The organism is Idiomarina sp. (assembly GCF_048265525.1).
Classification (GTDB): Bacteria; Pseudomonadota; Gammaproteobacteria; order Enterobacterales; family Alteromonadaceae; genus Idiomarina.
In genome coordinates, this window is sequence record NZ_JBLXBI010000006.1 from 24,490 (window position 1) to 46,113 (window position 21,624).

The 21,624-nt window shown below is 47.5% G+C and carries 20 protein-coding genes; 9 read left to right on the forward strand and 11 right to left on the reverse strand.

The features are described 5' to 3' along the window. Positions 1-58 precede the first annotated feature (58 nt). The 10 genes from phoR to ACN0TF_RS11955 all read right to left on the reverse strand — a co-directional run bounded on the left by phoR (position 59) and on the right by ACN0TF_RS11955 (position 9,295). Positions 59-1,354, reverse strand: a complete 1,296-nt coding sequence (gene phoR, locus ACN0TF_RS11910; RefSeq protein WP_417442117.1) for a phosphate regulon sensor histidine kinase PhoR — start codon at positions 1,352-1,354, stop codon at positions 59-61. 17 nt (positions 1,355-1,371) lie between these two features. Next, on the reverse strand, positions 1,372-2,058 hold the full coding sequence (gene phoB / locus ACN0TF_RS11915) for a phosphate regulon transcriptional regulator PhoB (protein WP_011235339.1): 687 nt from the start codon (positions 2,056-2,058) through the stop codon (positions 1,372-1,374). Positions 2,059-2,152: 94 nt separating this feature from the next. Further along, a complete protein-coding gene (locus ACN0TF_RS11920) occupies positions 2,153-3,070 on the reverse strand; it encodes an AEC family transporter (protein WP_110014111.1) in 918 nt (305 codons plus the stop codon). Between the two features lie 89 nt (positions 3,071-3,159). After that, positions 3,160-4,134 carry a porin gene (locus ACN0TF_RS11925; protein WP_417442118.1) on the reverse strand — a complete coding sequence of 325 codons (975 nt, stop codon included), beginning with the start codon at positions 4,132-4,134 and terminating at the stop codon, positions 3,160-3,162. 135 nt (positions 4,135-4,269) lie between these two features. Next, on the reverse strand, positions 4,270-5,526 hold the full coding sequence (locus tag ACN0TF_RS11930) for a tetratricopeptide repeat protein (RefSeq protein WP_417442119.1): 1,257 nt from the start codon (positions 5,524-5,526) through the stop codon (positions 4,270-4,272). Between the two features lie 11 nt (positions 5,527-5,537). Then, positions 5,538-6,146, reverse strand: coding sequence for an energy transducer TonB (locus ACN0TF_RS11935; protein WP_417442120.1), 609 nt, complete (start codon positions 6,144-6,146; stop codon positions 5,538-5,540). Then, on the reverse strand, positions 6,147-6,554 hold the full coding sequence (locus ACN0TF_RS11940; protein ID WP_253618993.1) for an ExbD/TolR family protein: 408 nt from the start codon (positions 6,552-6,554) through the stop codon (positions 6,147-6,149). 21 nt (positions 6,555-6,575) lie between these two features. Next, positions 6,576-7,106 (reverse strand): MotA/TolQ/ExbB proton channel family protein, encoded by a 531-nt coding sequence (locus ACN0TF_RS11945; RefSeq protein WP_417442121.1) that lies wholly within the window; start codon positions 7,104-7,106, stop codon positions 6,576-6,578. A 2-nt stretch (positions 7,107-7,108) separates the two neighbouring features. Then, positions 7,109-8,488: a MotA/TolQ/ExbB proton channel family protein gene (locus ACN0TF_RS11950; protein ID WP_417442122.1), complete on the reverse strand. Its 1,380-nt coding sequence runs from the start codon at positions 8,486-8,488 to the stop codon at positions 7,109-7,111. Between the two features lie 12 nt (positions 8,489-8,500). Beyond that, positions 8,501-9,295 carry a DUF3450 domain-containing protein gene (locus tag ACN0TF_RS11955; RefSeq protein WP_417442123.1) on the reverse strand — a complete coding sequence of 265 codons (795 nt, stop codon included), beginning with the start codon at positions 9,293-9,295 and terminating at the stop codon, positions 8,501-8,503. Between the two features lie 177 nt (positions 9,296-9,472). Here ACN0TF_RS11955 and ACN0TF_RS11960 point away from each other — a divergent pair, with 177 nt between their 5' ends. Both ACN0TF_RS11960 and rdgC read left to right on the forward strand, forming a co-directional pair. Continuing rightward, positions 9,473-11,206, forward strand: a complete 1,734-nt coding sequence (locus ACN0TF_RS11960; RefSeq protein ID WP_417442124.1) for an ATP-binding protein — start codon at positions 9,473-9,475, stop codon at positions 11,204-11,206. A gap of 73 nt (positions 11,207-11,279) precedes the next feature. After that, on the forward strand, positions 11,280-12,170 hold the full coding sequence (gene rdgC / locus ACN0TF_RS11965; protein ID WP_287796281.1) for a recombination-associated protein RdgC: 891 nt from the start codon (positions 11,280-11,282) through the stop codon (positions 12,168-12,170). On the opposite strand, the gene ACN0TF_RS11970 is transcribed toward rdgC, so the two are convergent. Then, a complete protein-coding gene (locus ACN0TF_RS11970; protein WP_011235350.1) occupies positions 12,167-13,015 on the reverse strand; it encodes an HDOD domain-containing protein in 849 nt (282 codons plus the stop codon). The genes rdgC and ACN0TF_RS11970 overlap by 4 nt on opposite strands. Before the next feature lie 97 nt (positions 13,016-13,112). Here ACN0TF_RS11970 and ACN0TF_RS11975 point away from each other — a divergent pair, with 97 nt between their 5' ends. From ACN0TF_RS11975 to ACN0TF_RS12005, 7 genes are all read left to right on the forward strand, one after another. Continuing rightward, complete coding sequence (locus ACN0TF_RS11975; protein ID WP_417442125.1) at positions 13,113-14,777, forward strand: dipeptidyl-peptidase 3 family protein; 1,665 nt, start codon at positions 13,113-13,115, stop codon at positions 14,775-14,777. Between the two features lie 264 nt (positions 14,778-15,041). Then, entirely contained in the window at positions 15,042-15,773 is a 732-nt protein-coding gene (locus ACN0TF_RS11980) for a metalloregulator ArsR/SmtB family transcription factor (protein WP_417442126.1), read from the forward strand. Beyond that, the gene (gene arsB, locus ACN0TF_RS11985; protein ID WP_417442127.1) at positions 15,760-16,788 is read left to right on the forward strand and encodes an ACR3 family arsenite efflux transporter; all 1,029 of its coding nucleotides are present in this window, start codon (positions 15,760-15,762) and stop codon (positions 16,786-16,788) included. Before ACN0TF_RS11980 ends, arsB begins: the two co-directional genes overlap by 14 nt. Before the next feature lie 246 nt (positions 16,789-17,034). Further along, a complete protein-coding gene (locus tag ACN0TF_RS11990) occupies positions 17,035-18,030 on the forward strand; it encodes an ArsJ-associated glyceraldehyde-3-phosphate dehydrogenase (protein ID WP_417442128.1) in 996 nt (331 codons plus the stop codon). Next, complete coding sequence (gene arsJ, locus ACN0TF_RS11995; protein WP_417442129.1) at positions 18,030-19,247, forward strand: organoarsenical effux MFS transporter ArsJ; 1,218 nt, start codon at positions 18,030-18,032, stop codon at positions 19,245-19,247. The genes ACN0TF_RS11990 and arsJ overlap by 1 nt, the downstream gene beginning before the upstream one ends. Beyond that, positions 19,244-19,921 (forward strand): NADPH-dependent FMN reductase, encoded by a 678-nt coding sequence (locus tag ACN0TF_RS12000; RefSeq protein ID WP_417442130.1) that lies wholly within the window; start codon positions 19,244-19,246, stop codon positions 19,919-19,921. Before arsJ ends, ACN0TF_RS12000 begins: the two co-directional genes overlap by 4 nt. Positions 19,922-20,132: 211 nt before the next feature. Next, positions 20,133-21,623 carry a SulP family inorganic anion transporter gene (locus ACN0TF_RS12005; RefSeq protein WP_417442131.1) on the forward strand — a complete coding sequence of 497 codons (1,491 nt, stop codon included), beginning with the start codon at positions 20,133-20,135 and terminating at the stop codon, positions 21,621-21,623. Position 21,624: the final 1 nt, after the last annotated feature.

Below are 21,624 nucleotides of genomic sequence, written 5' to 3' on the forward strand. Positions count from 1 at the left end.
TTATGGTCAGTTTAAGACGGTTATGTGACAGCTTTATGACAATATGAAAATTTTATGACTAACTGACTAATAGTCCACTTGGTATTCGAAATGAAAAGCGGCTGCCCTTTTCCAGCGAGCTATTAATATCTAATTGCGAGTTGTGGTGTTCTATTGCGTGCTTAACTATCGACAACCCTAAGCCGGTACCACCACTGGCACTGTTGCGATCATCCTCAACCCGGTAGAAACGTTCGGTAAGGCGCGGCAAGTGTTCTGCAGCAATGCCTTTACCGTTATCTTTCACGCTAAACTCAACACCACCGGCTACGGTTTTCCAGGTGACTTTTATTTCACCGCCGTTGGGTGTGTAATTAATGGCATTGGTTATTAAGTTCTGCATCGCACTGCGCAGCAAGTTTTCTTTGCCGTAAATCCGCACGGGTGCAACGTCAAACTCAATTTTATGTTGTTTCGCTTCATTTAAACGCTTCGCTTCAGACTCTAACTGTTCCAGCAAACCCGGCATATCCACTTCGTGATCAAAGACATCGTTACTTGGCGTTTCCATGCGCGACAGCGTAAGCAGTTGGTCCACCAGGTTTGCCATGCGGGTGCTTTGCGCATTCATGTTCTCGACGGCTTTTTTCAGCATGGCTGGCGGCGTCTGTTGCGGCTCATCCATCATTTCCAGATAACCCTGCAATACTGTCAGCGGCGTTTTCAGTTCGTGAGAAACGTTTGCCACAAACTCACGACGTAAGTTCTCCAGACGTTTTACCTGAGTTACGTCACGGGCAACCAGAAGAAACTGGTCTTCACTGTACGGCATAATGCGAATTTCAATATCCAGGCTGTCACGAATGGGCGACGGAATAGTCAGTTCTTCGTCAAAATTACCGGCGTTCAGGTAGGCATAGAATTCAGGATGCCGAATCAGGTTTGATAACCGCTGTCCGGCGTCATCCGGCCAACGCAAACCAAAATAAAACTGCGCCAGCTTGTTACTCCACAGCAATGCTCCGTCGGCACGGAACACAATAGCAGCGTCAGGCAAAGCTTCAGCAGCTTCACGAAAACGTCGTAATAAGCGCGCTAGAGCTTTACGCCTTTTTTGGCTGCGGCGCTGCGAACGATAAATACCATCGTAAATATACGACCAACTGCCAGGAGCAGAAGGCGGCATTAAGGTACGGCTTTGCCATAACCACTTAATGAGCCTTTGCTGGTAGTAATAGTGCCAGCAAACCAGCCCTAATAACGCCAGAGCGGTTACCGGCCAGAACAAGTCAAACAGCCAACCAACGAATAAGAAGGGCAGCAGAAATAGGGCAAGGCTGGTCAGTGACTGCCAGTTAGAGTAGTTCCTGTCCATACTAAATCAGCCTGAGCTTAGCGACTTGAAAAACGATAGCCAACTCCCCGAACCGTTTGAATCAAACGGTCGTAACCATGTTCGGTCAGGGCTTTACGCAGACGACGGATATGAACATCGACCGTCCGGTCTTCAACATACACGTTGGTGCCCCAAACGTGGTCCAGCAGCTGTTCACGGCTGTATACCCGCTCTGGGTGTGTCATAAAAAAGTGCAGTAGTTTGAACTCTGTCGGACCCATATCGATGCCTTTGTCATCGACCGAAATACGGTGCGATACCGGATCAAGTTTTAAGCCTTCAACTTCCAGCGGTTCATCGAGCACGGTTGGCGCAACGCGGCGAAAAACGGCGCGCATGCGGGCCATAAGCTCTTTCGGAGAAAAAGGTTTGGTAATATAGTCATCAGCGCCGACTTCCAGGCCTTTAACTTTATCTTCTTCTTCGCCTCTTGCGGTGAGCATTATGATAGGAATATTACGGGTAAAATCATCGCCTTTAATTTTTTTAGCCAGCTGCAGACCTGAGCCGCCCGGAAGCATCCAGTCCAGTAACACCATGTCCGGATATGGTTCGGCAATTTTATCAACAGCGGCGTCAAAGTCGTTGGCTTCCACAGCTTGATAACCGTGTTGTTCCATAACAAAGCTCAACATCTCACGAATAGGCGCTTCATCTTCAACAATTAGAATTCTACGTGACATGCATTGTTTCCCTAATATGAACTGATGGTTCAATTATTACCAAAGAATATGACACTTTTATGAATCTAGACACATCTCTGTAAAATTTCTTATATCAATGCGCAGAGAGTAACTGTAATAATTGGTAAACAATGGGTAAGGAAACAAAAGCAAATAAGATGCCGTAACCGACCATAGCCGCCGACAAACGCGGCGCCAGCCCAGCCATAATAGCCACTGCGCCTGCTGTTATCATAGGCGGCATGGCACTTTCAAAAATAGTGACCTGAACCAGAGTACTGTCAAAACCGAAGCCATACAATAAACCAACGGTAATCAGAGGCATTAGCACTAGCTTCGTCAATAAACCCACCGTTAATGGTGTTTTACTACCCTTAGGCAGGCGGAATTTCAACTGAAAACCCACCGCTATCATAATAACGGGCACTAAAGTCACCGCCAACGAGTCAATGAGCCGCTGAAAAACTTCCGGATAAACCAAAGATTTTGTTAACAACGCAATAATTAGCGCGATAAAAGGCGGAAACGTCACAATTTGACGGGTAACACTGGCCACTGTGGGTTTATTGTCCTGCTCACGATACAGAGCGATAACTATGGTCGAATAAATTGCCAGACCAAAGAAAGAACCAAACTGGTCGTATAGTAAGCCGTAGACAATAGCGTCACTGCCATAAAAGGCTTCTATCATCGGAAAACCAAAGAACGAGGTATTGCCCAGTGGCACACAAATAAGTAACGCGCCGACCACTTCCCGGGGCCATTTAAAGGCTCGCCCTAACAACCATATAAAAACAGCACTAAAGGCTAAAAGAATCCAGGGAATAACAACCGGAATCAGCAGATCAGTAGAAAACTCCAGAGCCGGAACTTTACTGAATATAACGCCGGGTAAGGCAGCGTAAATAACGTAGAGATTGAGAACTTGCGCTGTGTTGTCCGGGCATTTGCCGGTACGCTTCAGGATAAAACCAATGAGTAAGTAGAGCCCCAATACAGCGAGGTTGATCATAGCGTACAGATAGGTTGAGAGTGACCGCTATAGTGTAGCCTGACAAAGAGTGTCAGGCTACTTTTGTGTTTTTCTTTAGGAGAAAGCGATTACCAGGAAAAGTCGTGGCGAATACCGACTGCAACAAAGTCTTGTTCAATACCTGGTGTTGCACCGCAGCCACGTGTCGAATAACGGCTGATATCGCAGTCACGGCCTGTGTACCAGGCATAAACACGAGTGTCGCCACTGAAGAAGTAATCGGCACCCACAGATAATGAAGCGTCGTTATCGTTGTCATCATCTATAGCCTGATACTGTGCTTTAAAAACCCAGTTTTCATAAGGATGAGCCGCGCTGATTAAGTAGCCGTCAGAATCATTTGAGCCATTAATGGTTTCAAACTGCTGCAAAACAACGCCAACACGGGTTTTTCCAAACTTAGTCGCGCCCGTTAATTGGGTAATATCATAACCATTCACGTCACGATCAAAAGCTAACGCAGCGTAATACTTGGTTTTCTTCAGCTTGCTGTCACCATATAGCAGACCAAAAGATAGGCCGTCGTCGACATTGTCATTTTCTGACGCTACGTAAGTAACACCAAAGCTAAAGCCTTTGTATGACGGCGAGTAATACGTCAAGGTGTTGTCCGGACGGTTTTCACCCTTGAATAAACTTTTTAAGTCAGCTTCAAAATCTTTAAATTCATCGACTGAGCCCTGAGAGTCTTTTAAAAAAGTATCGTAACGGCCAATCATCACTTTACCAAAATTGCCGCGCAATCCGACAACCTGGTTCCGGTTAGTTACCGCGTCTTTTTCATCATCAGAATCGGCTAAGTCGACGCCAAACTCAATTTGATAAAAGACTTCTAAATCAGACTCCAGCTCGCTGGCACCTTTAAAACCAAAGCGCGATGAATTACTCACCACCTCGGTTTCAGAACCAAAACCGTAGTCATTACTTTGAAACGAAACATTTGCCCGGCCGTAAACCGTTAAACTGTCATCATTATTAGCGAAAGCCGAAAAGCTGGCTGCGGCGGCAGCAATCAGTAACGGAACCGAGTATTTATTCATCATTATCCTCACCCAAAAAACATTAAAACTGTATAAATTTCGCGCACATTATAATGAATGAAAAAATTATTACAGTTTTTTTTCGTTTTTTAGTCAATCACATGACATTATTGTTGGGATAAAGTTATAAATACTCGCTTATTGTAAGTTCGCCATTTGCTGTTGCTGCTTATGCTGACTTTTCGCGTATTTAAGCCATTGTTTAGCTGAGCGTTCGGCCCCTTCAATTTCTGCGGCCTGCTCAAAGGATTCAATGGCCTGCTCATAATGTTTTAAGTTCAGTTGTGCCATGCCTTCAGCCAGATACAGATTACCTTCGTTGTCCAGCTCACCTTTAGTAAAGGCCTGTTTGGCGTATTCCACAGCTTTTTCATTGTTATCCAGAGCCAAATACAACTGAGCTATTTGTGCTGCAAAGTTTCCGTGTTCAACTTTTTCTGACGCTTTTTTATAGGCACTAATGGCTTTCTCGTTTTCTTTTGCCTGCGTATAGGCCTGAGCCACAAATTTCAGGTTATCGACAGAGGCATCAACTTTGCCTTTAGACATGGCTTCCTGCATGGTTTCTGCCGCTTTGTACGGCAATTCATTGAAGTAATATGCCTGCGCTAACTGACGCCATTCACTACCCGTTTCAATAAAACCTTGCTGATGTGCCGCTTCCAGCACCGCCAGCTGTTTTGCGTCCTGTTCCAGCTGCGCGTAAACACCGGCCAGTTGCACCCAGTACTCGGGCTTGCTGTAACTGGTCACTAAACGTTCCATGACTTTGGCAACCTGCTCTGGCTGCTCCAGCTCGTAGTGCAATGCACGTTTTAAAATCAGCCAGTTTTCATCAGGTATTTTATTTTTCGCATCAACCGCGGCAATGGCTTTATCAATAAGAGGCAGAGCTTCGCGGTGTTTATCGGCCTGATAATAAGCCTGTGCCTTTAACACCCAGGCTTTACCCATTTCATCTTCTTCGGCAAGGCCTTCCCATTGGTCTAAAAAGCCAATTGCACGTTGGAACTGGCCATCGCTTAAAGCCAGCTGAGCCAAACTGAACAAGGTGCTTTTTTCCAGCGACTCAGGAATAGGAGACTCTTTCACCACCTTCTCAAAGTAGTTAATCGCTTCCTTGGTATTGCCCTGCTCGTAATACATGAAACCGTAGAAGTTCCACATCATGGCGCGCTCGTAGCTGTTCATGCTATCCGCTTTTTCTGCCACTTCACCCAGTATCGAAATGCCTTCGGCAAGGTTACCGTTATCGGCCTGCTCCTGCGCCCGGGCTAGTTGTCCGTACACCTTTTCCCGTAACGCCGGAACCCGTTCAGTCTGTTGTGCCAGCACCGGATGGGCAAAGGCCAGCCAACAACCGCAAGCCGCAAAAGCAATGAATTTAAATTTCATAAGTCACCCAATCAGTTCATTTCAAAGGTCATGCGGTTGCGGACACCATCCACTTCCACCGCTTCACCATCAATAACCCGAGGTTTGTATTTAAACTTCAGAACGGCATCCATTGCGGCCTGATCGAAAATACCTTCGGGATCGGCTTCCACCACAACCGGGTCACGTACCGAACCCTGTTTTGTTACGGTAAACTCCACCACCACATAGCCTTCAATACCACGCTGCAAAGCCCGGCGAGGGTACGCAGCCTGAACCTTCACAATAGGCAGATACTCACCGTCGCTTGCTTGCAGCGACATGCCATTGCCAATGTCGGCACCACTGTCCATATTGGCGGAAAAGTCATAACCTGAGCCGCCATCATTATCTGCAATATCATTGTTCATTTGCGGCTGAGGCATATCCTCTGGTGGCTGCTCGGGTTCCGGAGGGCGTTCAGGCTTGCGCTCCTTTTCCTGCACCTCTTCAGGCTCAGGTGTGCGCACAAAGTCCAGCACGCTGCCTCGCGGCGGTTCGCTCATTGCCCCTTCGCCACCACTGATCAAAGACTGCATCAGGTAAAACAAACCAATGGTGACAAAAGCTGCAACCAGTAATGCTGCCAGGAATCTCATCATTTACTCTTCATCCGTTGCTACAGAAACGTCGTAAACCCCCGCCGAGCGGGCTGCATCCATTACCTTAATTAACACCCGGGTGTTTGACTCCTGATCCGCCTGAATCACCACCGACCCCTGCGGGTTTTCCGCGTACAGACGTTCGATATTAGCCTGCACTGCCCGTACATCCACCTGGCGCTTATCAATCCAAATTTCGTTGTTTTCACTTATCGCGATTAAGATATTGGCGCGGTCTTTCTGCACTGCGGTGGCCGCATCAGGGCGGTTCACATCAATACCAGCTTCCTTCACGAAAGAAGCCGTGACAATGAAGAAAATCAACATAATGAACACCACGTCCAGCATGGGGGTCATATCGATAGCACTTTCTTCTTCTTCAATTAAATTGGCAAAATGCTGCTTCATAATCCTGTCCTCGACATCACCTTAGTGACGTTCCAATAAAATTTTGTCTTCCAGCTTCATGCGCTCACGACGTGTGGTACGTTGCAGCCAGGTCGCGGCAAACACACCCGACAAAGCGCCAACCATACCCGCCATGGTCGGAATGGTGGCTTTAGAAACACCCGACGCCATGGAGCGGGCACTGCCGGTTCCGGTCACAGCCATCACATCAAACACTTCAATCATGCCGGTTACGGTGCCCATCAGCCCCAGCAGCGGACACAAGGCCACCAGCGCCTTAATAATTGGTAAGTTACCGCCTAACGCCAGACTGACCCGTGAAATCATTGCCTCGCGAATTTGCTCAGCATTCCAGGACGACTTATCTTCCCGTTCCTGCCAGCGTTTACGTACGTCCTTCACACAAGCGCGGTGGCCATTGAGGTAATAAAAAATGCGTTCAAGAATCATCAACCACATGGTAAAAATGAGGATTCCGATGACCAGCAGAACTTGTCCGCCAGCCTCGATGAAATCTCTAATCGCATTACTGAATTCAATGAGGAATAACACGGTTACTCTCCTCGCTCAGACCGCTCCGCGATAATGCCGGATGCTTGTTCCTGCAGTATATGAATCAGGTTTTTGCTACGCGTATGTAAAGTCGCGAACAGTAACGTCATTGGAATAGCAACCACCAGACCCAGTACCGTTGTTACCAGGGCTTGTGAAATACCACCCGCCATCAGTTTCGGGTCACCCGTACCAAACAAGGTAATTGCCTGGAAGGTTTTGATCATACCGGTGACCGTTCCCAGCAGACCCATTAGCGGTGCGACGACTGAAATAATCTTAATGAACGTCAGGTTACGGGTAATCTTAGGTACTTCCCGCAAAATGCCCTCACTCAATTTCAGCTCGAGAGTTTCGGTATCAGCCTGTGGGTATTTTTCCTTAATGAGCATGACGCGGCCCAGCGGGTTATCGTCACTTGGTTTATCTTTTTTCAGCTGACGTTTCACTTTATTACCCAGTAGCATCAGCGAAACAAAGCGTTCCAGTGCAAACAGCAGGCCGATAGCACCCAGTGCTAAAATGATGTAACCAACAGTTCCGCCCTGATCAATACGCTCACCCAGGCTTGGTGCCTGAACTAACAAACTCAGAATTGAACCACCAGTGGGGTCAAGACCAAAAGTCACAACGCCGCTGTCGGTTTGCTGAATATCTTCTGCAGTCCCCAGATAACGACCCGCCGGCTGACGCACCAGTTCGGCAACCGAACCGGTTTCACCAACGCGTTCCAGATATTTACCGTCTGCAACCAGGTTGAATGCACCGACACGAACCACTTCTTTTTCTGACTTGTCGCCGTTTGCCGCGGTAACCTGAGTAGTAAATTCAGCAACTTTTCCGGATTCCGTCATTTCCTGTTGTAACGCAAACCAGACGCTTTCAATATCTTCAATAGAGGCCAATTTAGATGAGGAGCCCATGCGTTCAGCAAGTTCCGATAAATTCTCGGCACGCCCGGGATACTGAGCAGAAATAACCGAGTTATCGAAGTTACTGGAGGCATCATTAGCAACCTGCTGCAACACACCGAACAGCTCTTTTAGTGAGCCCATACGTTGCGTTAAAGTATCGCTCAGGTTGCCCAAATCAACTTCGTTCTGCTCGAACTGAGTTTCCAGTTGCTCTGCGCGCTGCTCCAGACGATTGCGCTCGGCAATCGCGTCTTCCAGCATGGCTTTTTGTTCTTGCTCTCTTTCACGAAAGCGCTGTTCACGTTCTTTGTTGTTCTCTGACTGTGAGAACTTGCCCTGCTGCAACTGCTGCAGAAGCTCATCTAAATTAATGGGTTCCTGCGGAACCGGTGCCGCCAAAGCCGCGGTAGAAGTGATGGCCAGTAGCGTTACTGAGAACCATTTTGCAATCTGCTTACTTAATCTCATGGCTATCACTCCTTATTGGCCGCTGCCGTTGTTAGTAGAACCGGTCGATTTATTCGCGAACAGCGGCATCATCAGTAAATCTGGCGCCAGTTGTTTTCTGGCAATACGAATGGCTTCGTCAATTTCAGGTAAGTGCTTACTATCAAGCTCTTCCCAGCTGCGCGTTTGCTGATTCCATAATCCCAAATGCTGACCGTCGCGGGTTTTGTAAATCAAAGCGACACGGCCAACACGCAAAAAGGTGACGTCTTGTTGCTGACCATCAATTTCGTGTTCGGCGGTATAAGCTTCAATGTTGCGGCCGTAGTCAGCTTCTATCTGGTAAGCTTCCATAACCCGACGGAATTTCTCAGAGACATCGACGTTGGCTCTTTCCATCAAGTCATTCAGCTGCTGTAAGCGTTCACTTCGCTCGGTCTGCAGAAACGGGGCGTCTAATTCAACAAAAGACTCAAGCGAGTCAATCATCCGCAACATTAATGGGGTAATTTGGCGCTCGACATAACTGACCTGATCAATAGAGTTATTGATGTCGCTTTTTTCGCTTTCCTGGCTATCGATTTGCTGCTCGACTTGCGCGGTATAAACCTTTAATCCATCAATTTCTTTCATGATGCGTTTATACTGTTGCAGTCGTTCCTGCATATCATCGGAAATCTGGTCTATAGTCAGCTGCGACTGACGGGCAGATTCATTAATAGAGGATGCCTGCTCGACCACAGGTTCCAGTGTATCCTGTTGCGAATAAGCCGGAGCCGCAACTAAGGCTGCAACAGCTAAAGCGCCAGCAGAAGTAATTAACTTCATAAATTATGACCTTTGTGAATTAATTTGTGGCGACTTTAGTCACTTTTCGTGACAGCTTAATGACTGTAATATGTCATTTTTGTGTCAGTGCTTTTTATTGGGCTGGATTGCTTTATTGCGTTATTTCAGTCAATGAATTAGTTTATCCCTATCTGTACAACTCGTTGACCTCAGTCTATGGCAATCAAAAGTATTTCATCCTCCTTATTAACTCGCGTGCTTTCCGTCTACTTTTTGTTGACGTTAATTGTGACCGCGATACAAATTGGGGCTGAATATTTTGATACCAAACGAGTATTGATTGCCGAACTGCAGAACCAGCAAAGCACATTTAATGGCTCTCTGACGCGTTCGCTTTGGGAGTTCAACAGCAACCAGATTGATACCATTGCCGACGGCCTTATTAGCATTCCCGCTATTGCCGGTGTTCTTATCCGCGACGATGCTGGTAATATTTTGGTGCAACTGGGCGAAACCACAGAAATGAGTGACTTGCCCGACGACAATAGCGAAGGTGCGTTACTACCCGAACGTAACGGCATTTTCGGCTACTACGATTCACTCATATTTGAATTTTCTGGTCACTCCACCAAAGTTGGTGATGTCAGCCTGTTTTCGACCCGCGACATTGCCATTGACCGTATTAAAGTGAGCCTTGGCTTTATTATCGGTAACGCCATTATTAAAAGTATCTTCCTTATTGTGCTTTTCACTATTGCCTTTAACCGCATGCTGAACCGGCCACTCAGCGACTTAACTCAGCAAATTAAAGGTTTCCGGCTGGATAACCTAGAACGCTCCAGAATTCGCTTAGCTGACCAGCACAACAATGAACTGGTGCTGGTAGAGCAGGCATATAACCAGCTGCTGGATAATATTGAGGAATATCAGTCGGACCTGGATCGCACCCAGAAGAAGCTCAAAGCGGCTAACCGTCAGCTGGACGAGCAAAATGCCATACTTGAGCAGGAAGTGGCGCGCAAAACCTCCAGCTTAAGTCAGGTTATGCTTGACCTTGAACAACGTAAGAACGAGCTGGAAATGCGTCAGGAAAAACTGGAGCGCGAAGTTGGCCAGCGCCGCGCAATTGAAAATACATTGCGTCAGTCTAACCAGCGGCTGGAGTCTTCACTGAATAACTTACGTGAAACTCAGCAGCAACTTATTGAATCGGAAAAAATGGCGTCGCTGGGCGGGCTGGTTGCCGGTATTACGCACGACGTGAATACGCCCATAGGCATTAGCGTTACGGCGTCTTCTTATTTACGCGAAAAGCTCGACACGCTTGATCAATCGCTGCTTAATAAAGAACTGACGCAAACGCAGCTGAAGAAGTTTATAGAGGAAGGTCGCGAAAGCCTGAACTTACTGGACAGCAACTTGCACCGCGCGTCTGATCTTATTAGCAGCTTTAAACAAGTGGCTGTCGACCAGGCGTCGGACGCTATCCGCGACATTAACCTGAAAAGCTATATCGAAGACTTAGTTCAGTCCTTGCAGCCTCACCTTAAAAAGACCAACCACCAGGTGCGTCTTGAATGTGCCGATGACATTTTCATACGTTGCCCGGCGGGCGCGTTATCGCAAATTTTTACCAACCTGATTCTTAACTCGCTACGTCATGCCTTTGACGGCATTGATGAAGGCCTTATGACCATTTCCATCCGGCTCGATGGTGAAACCCTTCAGGTTCACTATTCTGACAATGGTAATGGTTTATCCGAAGCTCAGCTTAAACGCTTATTTGACCCCTTCTTTACCACGAAAAGAGACCAGGGCGGCAGCGGCCTGGGTACGCATATTGTCAGGAACCTGGTCACTCAGACTCTGTCTGGTGAAATCAGCGCTGAAAGTGAACCCGGTAAAGGTTTAAACTATTTCTTTTCATTTTCTGTACAGGTTTTAAACTGACAGCTCTGCCCTAACGGGCTACAATCCCTGCCCTTATTTTTGTTTTATTTGTTGCGACAGGAACAGCTTACCTATGTGGTTTAAAAATCTTCGTTTTTATCAATTCAGCGAAACCTTTTCCCTGCCTGATGATTTCTCTGAACAATTAGCTGAGCACAGCTTTCACCCCTGTTCGCGTTCGGACCAAAGCTCATTTGGCTGGTCTTCGCCTTTTGGTGCAGACAATGAAGTACTGACTCACAGCTTGGGTAATTGCTGGTTGCTGTGTGCCAAACGAGAAGAAAAAGTACTTCCCAGCACGGTTGTTAACGCCCAGCTGGACGAAAAAGTACGCCAAATTAGTGAAGCCGAAGGCCGCTCGGTGCCGCGCAAAGAAAAACAAAACTTAAAAGAAGACTTAATTCACCAGCTTCTGCCACAGGCGTTCAGCCGTTTTCGCCAAAGCTGGGGTTACATCGATCTTGACCGCCAAATTATCGCTATTGATGAGTCAGCAGCCAATAAAGCCGAAGACTTTTTAGGTTTGTTGCGTGGTTCTGTCGGCTCGTTACCTGTGCGCCCGGTGAGCCCAAGCGACGCAGTTGAAACTTACCTGACGGCCTGGTTACAAAGTGCTGAATTACCGAATCCATTCGAGTTTGGTGATGAAGCAGAACTGCGTTCACCACAAGCGGACGGCGGCATTATTCGCTGCAAGCAGGAAGACTTAACCCGTGAAGACATTCAGGCGCACCTGGCCGGTGGCAAGCAAGTTACTCGTTTAGGTCTGGTATGGCAGGAAAATTTAGAATTTATTATTGAGTCGGATATGGCATTAAAACGAGTCAAACCAACGGACCGCCTGCTCGACGCCAAAGATGATTTGGTTGACCCTAGTCCGGAAGAAAAAATCGACGCCGACTTTGCACTGGTTAGTGCCGAAGTCGGGCTTCTATTTGACGATTTAAAGAGAGCTTTTGGCTAAGAGAGCAAGTCCAGCATTTGGCGGTAGGATTTCTGCACAGACTCCTGCTGCCAAAAATCGTCGGTCTTAATTACCCCCAGCATTTGATACTCAACCAAAGTCACACTGTCCTTATTAGGTTTCACGTTTCCGGTTAACAAGCCAGCCAAATGCACAATGTCACAATAGTTCACGGTTATCGCATCGTTTAAGGTCATTCTGCCGTTGTAATAGCACAGCGGTACCTGCACCAGATTTGGCGTAAATTGCCAGTAGCTGAGAATATTACTGCCTAAAGTCGAGCTAAACTGGGTAATACACTCTTTAATAAAAGAAGGGTTGGCGAAACTGTCTTCAAATTCATTCGCCATATGCAAAATTGGGGCAACGCCAATGCGCGACACCATACCAGCTAACAATGCAACGTCCTGATGCAGCCGGTGCCCAATTCCTCTGTGTTGTAAGTCTTCGGTTATAACAACGGCTGCCGCCGCAATTTCTCTGCTTTCAACAATAAACTGCTGAGAAAACATCTGTACTATGTCATTGTCCGGCTTAAACACCTGCTCCATTGCCATTGCCAATGCCAGTGTCCGAATGCGCCGCATACCAATACGAGTTAACGCCTGCATTAAGCTCTCGGCTTTGTTTCTGCCGCCAAGGTACGCACTATTCGCCAGGCGAATAAGCCGTGCTGTCAACGCGGTATCTTGCTGAATAATATGACAGAGATCGTGCAGGTTGCAGTCCGGATCCATGGCTGCGTTGCGCACTTGCTCTGCCGTTTCAGGTAAGCCGGGAAGTTTTAATTCATCACGTCTGAGTCGCTCGTCAATTAGCATGTATAGTGCATTTTGCGATGACATTTTATTTCCTTATTATTATGGTTTTCTTGCTTCTGAAAAAGCTTGGAAGTAGATTAACAGAACTTTACAACAACTCAATTTCTAGAAACGTCATATTATGAAAAAAACACTTTTTAGCTTAGCACCACTAGCACTGGTTTTAATGGGTTGCAGCGAGCCACAAACCACCACACAAAACCCTGATAGCGGACAACAAAATAACTACGAATTAGTTGAGGGGGCAGAACAAAGACTTGATATCTACACACCCTACCAACTAAAAACGGACCTGTCGCATTTATCAAACGAGCAGAAAAAAATGGTCGGTTTACTCATAGACGCGTCAAAAATTATGGACAACCTATTTTGGCAGCAAGCGTTTCCGGGTGATAAACAAAAACTTTTAAACCAGGTTGAAGAAAAAGCCCGGGAGTTTACTGTTATTAACTACGGACCATGGGATAGGCTAAACAATAACCAGCCCTTCTTAACCGGTTTTGAAGACAAACCTGCAGGCGCTAACTTTTACCCTGCCGACATGACCAAAACGGAATTTGAAAACGCCGAGCTTGCGAACAAAGACAGTTTATATACGTTGTTGCGTCGCAACGATGAAGGCGAATTGAAAACAGTAGCCTACTCAGAGGCTTATAAAGAGTCTTTAACTAAAGCCGCTGATTTACTCCGCCAGGCTGCCGATTTAGCAGAAAACAAAGATTTTTCAGAGTACCTGCGTTTGCGCGCCGATGCTTTTTTAAGCAATGAATACCAACCTTCCGATATGGCCTGGATGGACATGACAGGTAACGATATTGATGTGGTTATCGGTCCTATTGAAAATTATGAGGACCATTTATTTGGTTACAAAACCGCTTTTGAGTCTTACGTGTTAATAAAAGATAAGGCCTGGAGCCAGCGTCTGGAAAAGTATGCTGAGTATCTGCCGCAGTTACAGGAAGGTTTACCGGTTGAGCCCGCTTACAAAGCAGAAAAACCCGGCGCTAACGCTCAGCTAAACGCATACGATGTTGTGTACTACGCAGGCCATTCAAATGCTGGCAGCAAAACCATTGCCATTAACCTGCCTAATGACGAAGAAGTTCAGTTAGAAAAAGGCACACGTCGTTTGCAGCTTAAAAATGCCATGCAAGCTAAGTTCGATAAAATACTAGTACCAATTGCCGCGCAACTCATTGTGCCAGAGCAACGTGAAGACATTACCTTTAACGCCTTTTTCGCTAACACCATGTTCCACGAAGTGGCTCACGGCTTAGGCATTAAAAATACCCTGAATGACAAAGGCACCGTACGTTCAGCATTAAAAGAGCACGCTTCTGCTTTAGAAGAAGGAAAAGCGGATATTCTGGGTCTGTACATGGTGACTCAGTTATTTGAGCAAGGCGTTTTAGCCGAAGGCGAACTGAAAGATTACTACACCACCTTTATGGCCAGTATTTTCCGCTCCGTTCGTTTTGGTGCCTCAAGTGCACACGGCAAAGCCAACATGATTCGCTTTAACTACTTTGCCGACGCAGGTGCTTTTGAACGTAACGCCAGCGGCCAATACGCCATTAATATGGAAAAAATGCGTAACGCCATGAACAGCCTGTCAGAAAAAATTCTGACACTACAAGGCGACGGCGACTACAACGGCGTAGCTGAATTAGTTGCAACGCTAGGCGTTGTCAGCCCACAGTTAAAAGCCGATTTGGACAAACTAACCGACGCCGGCATACCGGTTGACGTTACCTTTGACCAAGGCAAAGAGGTACTAGGCCTTTAACTGGCACCCCGATACGTAGCCTGACATTTATGTCAGGTGGGATGTTGAACCAAGAGCGCTGAGGCTACAGGAGCTACTGTGGCGGAGTGTCGAAGGCCAAGGATGGCCTTCGTCAAGCGTTCATGGATGAACTCGTAGCGTCTCCGCCACAGGAGGTTCAATGCTCAAGCGAAACAAGTGACAACCGGCCCCTTCTCACTGTTGCACCTTCTACATATTCGAACTACCATATATATATGAATTATCGAATATGTGATGATACCCATGACCACGAAGGTTCTGTTTCTCTGTACCGCCAATTCGGCTCGCTCGTTAATGGCCGAAGCCATTTTGCGACAGTTTGGTAATGATGAACTGGAAGTTTACAGTGCCGGCACTGAACCAACCCAGCCTGAACCTAAAGCTATTGAAGCGCTGCAAGCCCTTGGGGTTAGTACCGAAGGATTAAGTTCAAAGACCATCTCAGATTTAAGCATTGATGAATTTGATTACGTAATCAGCTTATGTGACCGCGCCCGCTCTGAATGTCAGTTGCAGTATAAACATAATCATTTTATCGCCTGGGACTTTCCCGATCCGGTTAGCAGCAAAAACTCCAACGCCTTTACGAAAACCGCTCAGGAACTGAGCAAACGCATTAAGATGTTTTTGCTCATTTTGCGCAAAGATAAGGGCAAGCCGCATTTATTTAATGCACCGGAAGATTTCTTCAAAATTATGGCAGACCCGCTACGCTTAACCATGATAAGCCTGTTAGCAAAACACAAAGAACTTTGCGTGTGTGAGTTTGTTGATGCTACTGCCATGTCTCAGCCTAAAGTGTCGCGTCACCTGGCACAGCTGCGCGAATATGGGCTGCTGATTGACCGCAAAGACCAGCGCTGGGTTTACTACCAGCTGAATCCGGCACTACCTGACTGGATGCGTAAAATCATTATCACCACCGCCGACTATAACCCCCAACTGATAAAGGACATCGATAATGGGTGTGTTTGAACGTTTTCTCTCTGCCTGGGTAGCCTTAGCTATTATTGCCGGAACCGCCCTGGGGAGCTTCTTTCCAAGCGCTTTCGAATGGCTTTCAGCTTTTGAGTTTGCTCAGGTTAATTTAATTATTGCAGTACTTATCTGGCTGATGATTTACCCCGTCATGGTGCAGGTGAATTTCGGCGCTATCACGCAAATAGCGAAAGAGCCCAAGGGTTTAATTCTGACCGTTGTCATTAACTGGCTGGTGAAACCTTTTACCATGGCGTTGGTGGGTTGGCTATTCTTCAAAGGTATATTTGCCGACTTTATTGAACCCGAAACCGCAAATGAATACCTGGCCGGAGTCATTTTATTAGGCGTTGCGCCCTGTACTGCCATGGTTTTTATCTGGAGCCAGCTGACCAAAGGCGATGCCAACTACACGCTGGTACAGGTGTCGGTTAACGATATTATTATGATTTTCGCGTTTGCGCCCATTGCGGCCTTGTTACTCGGTGTTACCGATATCATTGTGCCCTGGCAAACCCTGCTATTAAGCGTTGGCCTTTACGTTATTGCCCCGCTTATTGCCGGATTTATAACGCGTCAGTACATCACCCGCTCAAATTCAGACAGTAATAGAGCACTCGCGAACTTTGATCAGAACATGAAGCCCTGGTCAATTGTGGGCCTGCTTCTGACTGTGGTACTGCTGTTTGGGTTTCAGGCCGAAGTTCTACTGAGCCGTCCGCTGGATATCGCCATGATTGCTACGCCATTATTGGTACAGACGTACGGCATTTTTGCTATTACCTTTATTATTGCGTTACTCATTAAGCTGCCTTACCGCATAGCGGCTCCGGCCTGCTTAATTGGTACCTCAAACTTTTTCGAGTTAGCAGTAGCCGTAGCTATTTCACTATTTGGTTTGCAGTCCGGCGCAGCGCTAGCCACGGTTGTTGGCGTGCTGGTAGAAGTACCGGTGATGCTCTCATTAGTCTGGTTCGCGAATAAAACCAAACACTGGTTTGCATCAAGTTAAGGCGTGGAGTGATAAGCGCAAAAACCCTTTAGATATGGGAGGGGGAGTTTGTTGTCTTGTAAGCGTTATGAGTGTTGCGCCCCCTATGGTGGAGTGTCGAAGGCCAAGGATGGCCTTCGTCAAGCCCTCATGGATGAGCTTGTAGCGTCTCCGCCATAGGGGGCGCAATGCTCAAGCGAAACACGACAGCAAACTCCCCCCGAGCCCAAAAGCAGGCAGGTAAGAGATACACAAAAGGAGTCTTTTATGACGATTAAGGTTGGAATTAACGGTTTGGGTCGTATTGGCCGTTTGGCGCTTCGCGTGGCATGGGAAAACCCTGACCTGGAGATTGTTCAGGTGAATGACCCCGGCGCTGATGCGGCTACTTTTGCACACTTGCTGAACTTTGACTCGGTGCATGGTCGTTGGGGTTATGAAGCCGAAGGTCAGGACAATACCATTCAAATTGGTGATGAACGCATAGCTTTCACTCAACACAAAACCATTGCTGACAACGACTGGAGTAGTTGTGATGTGGTTCTGGAAGCCTCCGGCAAGATGAAAACAGTGAAAGTGCTCAACGACTACCTGGAACAGGGCGTTAAGCGTGTGGTGGTATCAGCTCCGGTCAAAGAGTCCGGTGCTCTGAACATTGTTTTGGGCGTTAACGACCACCTTTACGATCCGGAAAAACATCAAATACTCACCGCCGCGTCCTGCACAACCAACTGTCTGGCACCTGTTGTCAAAGTACTGCAGGACAAAATTGGTATTAAGCACGCGTCAATTACCACCATTCACGATTTAACCAACACCCAGACCATTCTGGACGCGCCGCACAAAGACTTACGTCGTGCCCGTGCCTGCGGCATGAGCTTAATTCCTACATCCACCGGTTCAGCAACGGCCATTGTGGAGATTTTCCCGGAGCTGAAGGACAAAATTGACGGCCACGCAGTACGTGTACCTTTAGCCAACGCGTCACTAACCGATTGCGTGTTCGAGGTGAAGAAAGCCACCAGCGTGGAAGAAATCAACGGCTGGATGAAAGAAGCTTCTGAAGGCGAACTCAAAGGCATTCTGGGTTACGAAGAGCGCCCGCTAGTGTCAATAGATTACAAAACAGACCCCCGCTCAAGCATTGTGGATGCCCTGTCCACCAAGGTTATTAATGGCACTCACGTGAAAATTTATGCCTGGTACGATAACGAGTGGGGTTATGCAAACCGCGCGGTTGAACTGGTCGAAAAGGTCGGCTAATGCTCAGTCAGCTGTCGCCAGCGATACGCCAATACCTGATTGTTACAGGTAACTACTGGGCTTTTACGCTGACTGACGGCGCGCTGCGCATGCTGGTGGTGCTGCACTTCCATCAGTTGGGTTACAGTGCGCTGGAAGTGGCTATGTTGTTCCTGTTCTACGAGTTTTTCGGCATAGTCACTAACTTATTTGGTGGCTGGCTGGGGGCTCGTTGGGGGCTCAATCGCACCATGAACATTGGGCTCGGTATACAGATTGTGGCGCTTGCCATGCTGCTGGTACCGGGTTCTATGCTCACCGTCATTTGGGTGATGGCCGCACAGGCGTTGTCTGGCATTGCCAAAGATCTCAATAAAATGAGCGCTAAAAGCACCATTAAACTGCTGGTGCCGGACGACAAACAAGGCCAGCTATATAAGTGGGTCGCCATACTCACTGGCTCAAAAAACACCTTAAAAGGCGTTGGCTTTTTCCTCGGTGGCTTGTTGCTTACGTTAATTGGCTTTCAGGGTGCAGTGCTGTCCATGACGGTTATGCTCAGCCTGGTCTGGGTAGCCAGTTTAATTTTCCTGAAAAAAGAGTCGGGCAAGGCAAAGTTCAAGCCTAAGTTTAAGGACATTTTATCCAAAAGCCGGCCTATCAATATTTTATCGGGGGCTCGTTTCTTACTCTTTGGCGCACGCGACGTCTGGTTTGTGGTGGCCTTACCTGTGTTCTTAGCCAGCCAGCTGGACTGGAACCACTGGCAAGTCGGCAGCTTTTTAGCCTTGTGGGTTATTGGTTACGGCTTTGTACAAAGCATTGCCCCTAAATTCACAAAAACAGGCAATGATGTACCTAAAACTCAGACGGTTGTATGGAATGCGCTACTGACTATTAGCCCCCTAGCCCTTGCCCTGGCACTTTGGCAGGACTTACCTGTTACCCAGAGCATTATTATTGGTTTAGGGTTGTTCGGCATTCTGTTTGCCATTAACTCGTCGCTGCACAGTTACCTTATTGTCTCTTACTCACGTGCCGACGGTGTCTCCCTGGACGTTGGCTTTTACTACATGGCTAATGCTGCTGGGCGTCTGCTGGGCACCATTTTATCCGGTTGGGTGTATCAGCAATGGGGGCTGGTTGCTTGCCTAATGATATCAACGCTGCTATTGCTATTATCCACCGCCGCTATTAGCTTTTTGCCAGCGAGAAATTCAGTTAAGGAACCACAATGAAATATTTAGTGTTTTTAGGTACGGTACGCGACAGCACACCACCCAAGCCAGCCAGGTTGGGCGAACGTGTAGCAAAGGCCTGCGTTAATTACCTGGAACAAAGCTTCGATAACGCAGAAGTCGAACTTATTGACCCTTTAGATTACTCATTTGGCGATGTTTTTAAGCCACATTTTTCATACCATGAAAAAGACGTTCCCAAACAGTTAGACGCTCTGGCTAAAAAGATTGAAGCTGCCGATGCTTACGTTATGGTCAGCCCTGAGTACAACCACTCCATGAGTCCTGCTTTAGCAAACTTACTGAACCACTTCGGTGCGTCTTTGTACTCTTATAAACCCAGTGCCATTGCGACTTACTCGGCTGGTCAGTGGGGTGGCGTTCGCGCGGCGGTTAATATGCGCACCTTCCTGTCTGAATTAGGCTGCCTGCCGGTATCCGCTATGATCCACGTGCCTAAAGCGCAAACAGTATTTGAGGAAAACGGCAAATTCACTCAAGAGGTTGAAGACACTGAGCGCTGGATCCAATATTTCGGCCGCACTCTGAATCAGTTATTCTGGTGGGCCGAGGCGGCACAAAAGCAACGCGAAGCGCTGAACCCGCGCAAGCTGGTCAGCGACTTTAAAAGTGACCCGTCACAACGCAATGCCCCAGACAGCGACCGAAAATAATTTTTTTCGGTTGTAGTTGGCACATTTTATGCTAAAATTCGCGCTCTTTTTTTGACCAGCCTCAAACCATAAGGAGCCACCTACGTGCTGACGCGTATTACGCCACCCTAGCCGTCACTTTCCTGTCACAGGTGCGCAGTAGGCTGTTCACTGCTTTTCTGGCCATTCCGGCCGCTTTATATTTACTATTAAAATTTGGTGTTATCTATCTATGTTGAAGTCTATCCAGCAGAACTGGTTTTCTAATATACGTGGTGATTTGTTGTCAGGTATTGTGGTCGCATTAGCGCTTATTCCTGAAGCCATCGCATTCTCAATAATCGCTGGCGTTGACCCGAAAGTGGGCCTGTATGCCTCTTTCTGTATTGCCGTTGTTATTGCCTTTACCGGCGGTCGTCCGGGGATGATATCTGCCGCAACCGCCGCCATGGCGTTGCTTATGGCGTCGCTGGTCAAAGAGCATGGACTTGAGTACTTGTTAGCGGCCACCTTACTGACCGGGTTGCTGCAAATTGCTGCCGGCTACCTTAAACTGGACGAGCTGATGCGCTTTGTCTCGCGCTCGGTGGTCACCGGTTTCGTAAATGCTCTGGCCATTCTTATTTTTATGGCGCAGTTGCCTGAACTGACAAACGTCACCTGGCATGTGTATGCCATGACCGTAGCTGGCCTCGCCATTATTTACGGCTTCCCGTACATTCCGGTGATTGGCAAATTCCTGCCGTCGCCGCTTATTTGTATTGTTGCGCTGACTATTACCTCGGTTCTTTTAGGACTAGATATTCGTACCGTCGGTGATATGGGTAAATTGCCGGACACCTTCCCTATTTTCCTGTGGCCTGACGTTCCGTTAAACTTCGAAACCTTAGCCATTATCTTCCCTTACTCGGCGGCGCTTGCCGTAGTGGGTTTACTTGAGTCCATGATGACGGCGACTATCGTTGACGACTTAACCGATACCCCCAGCGATAAAAACCGCGAATGTAAAGGTCAGGGTATCGCGAATATAGGTTCAGGTTTACTCGGCGGTATGGCCGGTTGCGCCATGATTGGTCAGTCTATTATCAATGTAAAATCAGGTGGTCGTACACGTCTGTCTACATTCGCGGCCGGTATCTTCCTGCTGATTATGGTTTTGGTTCTGGACAACCTGCTGGTACAAATTCCTATGGCGGCGCTGGTTGCCGTAATGATCATGGTCTCTATTGGTACCTTCAGCTGGAGTTCCATTAAGAACTTAAAGAAACATCCGCTGTCCACCAATATTGTCATGGTTACGACAGTTGCAGTCGTTGTTGCAACGCATAACCTGGCTTATGGTGTATTGGTTGGTGTGCTGCTGGCTGCCATGTTCTTTGCTAACAAAATTGGGCATTACCTGTACATTAAGTCAGAGATTGACTCTGACGGCATAAAACGTACTTATCGGGTCATTGGTCAGGTATTTTTCAGCTCATCTGAAAAGTTTCTTGACGCATTTGATTTCAAAGAAGGGGTTGAGCAGGTTGTAATCGACCTCAGTCAGGCCCATTTCTGGGATATCACCGCCGTTGATGCACTTGACCGTGCTGTGGTGAAGTTCCGCCGTGAAGGTGCGGAAGTAGACGTCATAGGGCTTAACGAAGCCAGCACGACTATCGTTGACCGCTTTGGCGTACATGACAAACCCGAGGCTGTCGATAAGCTGATGGGCGGGCACTAAT

What these genes read in the sequence shown, in the direction of transcription:
- phoR (WP_417442117.1), bottom strand. Translation starts at nt 1,354, where the DNA reads ATGGACAGGAACTACTCTAACTGGCAGTCACTGACCAGCCTTGCCCTA.
- phoB (WP_011235339.1), bottom strand. Translation starts at nt 2,058, where the DNA reads ATGTCACGTAGAATTCTAATTGTTGAAGATGAAGCGCCTATTCGTGAG.
- ACN0TF_RS11920 (WP_110014111.1), bottom strand. Translation starts at nt 3,070, where the DNA reads ATGATCAACCTCGCTGTATTGGGGCTCTACTTACTCATTGGTTTTATC.
- ACN0TF_RS11925 (WP_417442118.1), bottom strand. Translation starts at nt 4,134, where the DNA reads ATGATGAATAAATACTCGGTTCCGTTACTGATTGCTGCCGCCGCAGCC.
- ACN0TF_RS11930 (WP_417442119.1), bottom strand. Translation starts at nt 5,526, where the DNA reads ATGAAATTTAAATTCATTGCTTTTGCGGCTTGCGGTTGTTGGCTGGCC.
- ACN0TF_RS11935 (WP_417442120.1), bottom strand. Translation starts at nt 6,146, where the DNA reads ATGATGAGATTCCTGGCAGCATTACTGGTTGCAGCTTTTGTCACCATT.
- ACN0TF_RS11940 (WP_253618993.1), bottom strand. Translation starts at nt 6,554, where the DNA reads ATGAAGCAGCATTTTGCCAATTTAATTGAAGAAGAAGAAAGTGCTATC.
- ACN0TF_RS11950 (WP_417442122.1), bottom strand. Translation starts at nt 8,488, where the DNA reads ATGAGATTAAGTAAGCAGATTGCAAAATGGTTCTCAGTAACGCTACTG.
- ACN0TF_RS11955 (WP_417442123.1), bottom strand. Translation starts at nt 9,295, where the DNA reads ATGAAGTTAATTACTTCTGCTGGCGCTTTAGCTGTTGCAGCCTTAGTT.
- ACN0TF_RS11960 (WP_417442124.1), top strand. Translation starts at nt 9,473, where the DNA reads ATGGCAATCAAAAGTATTTCATCCTCCTTATTAACTCGCGTGCTTTCC.
- rdgC (WP_287796281.1), top strand. Translation starts at nt 11,280, where the DNA reads ATGTGGTTTAAAAATCTTCGTTTTTATCAATTCAGCGAAACCTTTTCC.
- ACN0TF_RS11970 (WP_011235350.1), bottom strand. Translation starts at nt 13,015, where the DNA reads ATGTCATCGCAAAATGCACTATACATGCTAATTGACGAGCGACTCAGA.
- ACN0TF_RS11975 (WP_417442125.1), top strand. Translation starts at nt 13,113, where the DNA reads ATGAAAAAAACACTTTTTAGCTTAGCACCACTAGCACTGGTTTTAATG.
- ACN0TF_RS11980 (WP_417442126.1), top strand. Translation starts at nt 15,042, where the DNA reads ATGACCACGAAGGTTCTGTTTCTCTGTACCGCCAATTCGGCTCGCTCG.
- arsB (WP_417442127.1), top strand. Translation starts at nt 15,760, where the DNA reads ATGGGTGTGTTTGAACGTTTTCTCTCTGCCTGGGTAGCCTTAGCTATT.
- ACN0TF_RS11990 (WP_417442128.1), top strand. Translation starts at nt 17,035, where the DNA reads ATGACGATTAAGGTTGGAATTAACGGTTTGGGTCGTATTGGCCGTTTG.
- arsJ (WP_417442129.1), top strand. Translation starts at nt 18,030, where the DNA reads ATGCTCAGTCAGCTGTCGCCAGCGATACGCCAATACCTGATTGTTACA.
- ACN0TF_RS12000 (WP_417442130.1), top strand. Translation starts at nt 19,244, where the DNA reads ATGAAATATTTAGTGTTTTTAGGTACGGTACGCGACAGCACACCACCC.
- ACN0TF_RS12005 (WP_417442131.1), top strand. Translation starts at nt 20,133, where the DNA reads ATGTTGAAGTCTATCCAGCAGAACTGGTTTTCTAATATACGTGGTGAT.